Source organism: Arthrobacter sp. CG_A4 (assembly GCF_035985125.1).
Taxonomy (GTDB): Bacteria; Actinomycetota; Actinomycetes; order Actinomycetales; family Micrococcaceae; genus Arthrobacter.
In genome coordinates this window covers 1-3,335 of the sequence record NZ_JAXCID010000089.1, presented here as the reverse complement: position 1 = coordinate 3,335, position 3,335 = coordinate 1, and the positions used below count along the sequence as shown (strand labels likewise).

3 protein-coding genes are annotated in these 3,335 nt (G+C 69.8%); all 3 read right to left on the bottom strand.

The genetic code is table 11. The features are described from left to right. Positions 1–140: 140 nt before the first annotated feature. Genes RCH07_RS19070 through RCH07_RS19060 form a run of 3 tightly spaced genes read right to left on the bottom strand, consistent with a single transcriptional unit; the run spans position 141 to position 2,949 of the window. Positions 141–953: an ExeA family protein gene (locus RCH07_RS19070; protein ID WP_326969064.1), complete on the bottom strand. Its 813-nt coding sequence runs from the start codon at positions 951–953 to the stop codon at positions 141–143. Beyond that, positions 950–2,437, bottom strand: coding sequence for a DDE-type integrase/transposase/recombinase (locus RCH07_RS19065; protein WP_326969063.1), 1,488 nt, complete (start codon positions 2,435–2,437; stop codon positions 950–952). Before RCH07_RS19065 ends, RCH07_RS19070 begins: the two co-directional genes overlap by 4 nt. Then, positions 2,434–2,949 (bottom strand): hypothetical protein, encoded by a 516-nt coding sequence (locus RCH07_RS19060; RefSeq protein WP_326969062.1) that lies wholly within the window; start codon positions 2,947–2,949, stop codon positions 2,434–2,436. The genes RCH07_RS19065 and RCH07_RS19060 overlap by 4 nt, the downstream gene beginning before the upstream one ends. Positions 2,950–3,335: the final 386 nt, after the last annotated feature.

Genomic DNA, 3,335 nt, shown 5'->3' with positions numbered 1-3,335 from the left:
TGTTACCCGTCGCGTTATTTGACTGTGGCGGCGTCACGTCCGGTGATGACGGGCCGGGCATAGAAATGCCCCGCCGGCGGGTTCCGGCGGGGCGTTCGTTGTCGGGTTGACGTGGTGGCCGTCATCGGTGACGGCTGGTTTTACTCGCTGTTCTCGGTGATCGCGGACTGGGCTGCGGAGAGGTCCACGATGGCTTTGTCTCCGGCGTAGGTTGCGATCAGGGCGGAGACGGCGAGGTTGTTCACGGCCCTGGGGTATCCGCGGGCGGCCTGATGGATCGCGGCGACGGCGTCGTCGGAGAACAGGGTGTCGGATCTGCCGGCGAATTTGAGGTGGTGGCGGATGTAGTCGGCGGTGGCGGCCTGGTCCATGCCGGTGATCGCGAATCTGGTGGAGATCCGTTGGTCCAGGGCGGCCAGGACCGCGAGTTTGAGCCGGCGGCGCAGGGTGGGTTGGCCGACGAGTAGCAGTGCGAAGTGGCTGCCGGTGTCCATCTCGGTGTTGGTGAGCATCCGCAGGGATTCCAGGTCGGTGTTGCCCAGCAGGTGGGCCTCGTCGATGACGACGACGGGCAGGCGGGCGCGTTCGTCCAGTTCCCCGGCGAGCATGGATGCGGTCTGGTGCGCGAGGACCCCGGAGTAGAACGCCGGGGTCCCGCCGAGCGCGGTCACGATCTGGGACTGGATTCCGCGCATGCCGATCGTGGGGTCCGCGATATAGATTACCTGGTGCCGGGAGGCCTCGAGCTGGGCCAGTGCTGCGCGGACGGCGACGGTCTTGCCGGCGCCTACTTCCCCGGTGATCACGCCCATCTGGCGTTGACTGATGCACCACTGGATCCGGGCGATCGCTTCGCGGTGCCCGGGGTGGGGGTGCAGGGCCTGGGGCGGGATGGAGCGGCCGAAGGGCATGCGGGTAAAGCCGTAGTGCGTTTGCAGGTTCTCGATGCTCACGGGGTTCCTCCCGGGGTCTGGGCCGCGGCGCTTGCAACCGTTGTGGTTGTCGCGGCGGTTGTGGTGATTTTGTCGTAGCTGATCGGGGCGCCGGTCATCGCGGTTTTGTGGCGGGTTTCGAGAAGGCGGAGGTAGTCAATCCCGGAGGCGGCGTTCCTCGCGCCGGCGTCGGCGTCTTTGGCGGCGTTGACGGCCTTGGGGTGGACGTGCCGGCGGATCTCCAGGAGGACAGCTTCCCCGGCCGGGACGCCGCCGGCCGTGGTGACCGCGACTGGCCCGGTCAGGTCGAACGGGTCATAGACCAGCTCGACGCGGGTGCCGGCCAGGCCCGGGTCGACCTGGTAGGTGTTGCCCTGCAGGGACACCGTCGCGGTCTTGGTGACTTTCCGCGTCGCGGACCAGCGGAACGCTTCGGCGATCACGTCCGGGGCCCGGCGGTCGGGGCGCCGGTTTTCCCAGCCTGCGTCCCAGCGGGCCAGCGGCGTCATCGCGGTGGTGGAATGAACAGCGCGGTGGTAGACCATCTGCACCCAGGAGATGAACAGCGCGTTCAGTTCCTCCAGCGAGGTGATTGCGGTCCCGTCGGGATCCTCCCCGGGGTTCCCGACCGGTCCGGTGCCCGGAACGGTGGTCTGGACCGGGGCCTGGAGCACGGTGATCTCGGAGAGGAACTGGGAGCTCACCGTATTGAAGAAGCGCTCGATCTTTCCCCGGCCCTGGGGCCGGTAGGGCCGGGAATGGATCAGCTTCATGCCCAGCCGGGCGCAGATCCTGGCCAGCGACGCGTCGACAAACGCTGAACCGTTGTCAACATACACGGCGTCGGGGATTCCGTGGGCCTGCAGTGCCGGGCGCAGCGCGGCCGAGAGCCTCACGGCGTCTTCGGCGAACGCCCAGCGGGCCGCGGTCACCAGGCGTGAGTGGTCGTCCAGGAACGCGAACAGGTAGGTCTTCCGGCCCCCGATCCGGGGCCCGTGGAGCCCGTCGCCGACCCAGATCTCGTTCGGCCGGGCCGCTTCGAACCGGCCGGTGGCTTGCGCCTGCGTGCCGGTGGGGATCTCCAGGGTGCGGAAGTGGCGCAGCAGCGTGGACTCGGACGGCGCGTCGCCGAGGGTCTCGGCCATGATCCTGCGCACCTGCGCCGCGGTGCGGTGGGGGCGCTCGAGCTTCAGCGTCGCGGCCAGGGACAGCACTGTTACCGGGGTCACCGGGCCGGCGGCCCTTTCCCGCGGCTTGAGCCCGTCGAATCCCTTGCGCTGCCAGGCGCTGATCCACCGGTCCAGGGTCTCCCGCGAGTAGCGCACGATCTCCCCGGACGGGCCGGTGTGCTCTGCGGCGGCCAGGGCACGGACCAGGGGCCCGCGCTGGCGGGTGGTCAAAGACTTGTCCGCGGCCTCGCGGATGAGCTGGTAACGGAACAACGCGGTCTTCTCCGCCCGGTCCCTGCGGGCCAGGGGCCCGCGCTGCGGTTCGGATTCTGTCATGGGTCTCTATCCTCCACAAGGTCAGGTAACGATGGCCCCGGCCACGATGAGCCGGCGCTCCTCCCACCCTTGCCGTCCGCGATGCCGGGCATAAGGGCCACCTCGTGTTGGCCCCGGCCCTGCCACCGGCCGGCGCTGAAGAAGAACGGACCCGCAGCGGTGAGCCCGGCACTCTGCCACGCCAGGGTGGCGACGCCGAACCGGGCCGCAAGCACACCTGCGTACGCCGCCACCGCGGCCAGCGCCCGGCCGGCCGGAGTGGGAGCCGGGGCAGGCCAGAGCCCGGCCGCGTCCGCACCGTCACGGTGGGCCAGAGCGGTGAACCCTTCGGCGATCGGACCGGCGGAAGCGGCGAATGCGCGCAGCCAGCCGCGCACCGTGGAGGCAGGCCGGCCCAGCCGGGCCGCAATCGGGCGGTGGCCGGTCCCGTCGGCAGCCTTGGCCTCGATGGCGGCGGCGATCACCGCGGCCGCATCGGCCCGGCGCGCAGCCAGGCCCGCTTCGAGCAGCACGTGCGTGGCCGCGCATCCGCTGCATCGTCCCCGGCGCGGACGATGGCGCACCAAGGACCGCCGCGCCCCGGTGCCGTGGCGGATCAGCCGTTCCCGCGCCCAGCCCCACGGGCGCAGCCTCCCCTTGCACCCCGGACACGCCAACCGGCCGCCGACCAGATCCGACTCGACAGAAAAAGCCTCATGATTTACCGTGAGCATCAGCGCGGCCTTTACGCGTCAGAACGGTCCGGCGTGAACCTTCGAACCTCACGCCGGACCGTTCGTCCTATCCGGTCATCGTCAGCCTGACGCCGCCGACGACACTAAATCAAGACCCCGCGGCAAAAAACCCTTCTCGTCACGCCCAAAGACGCCCACACCGCCAAACACTGCGACGCATAACA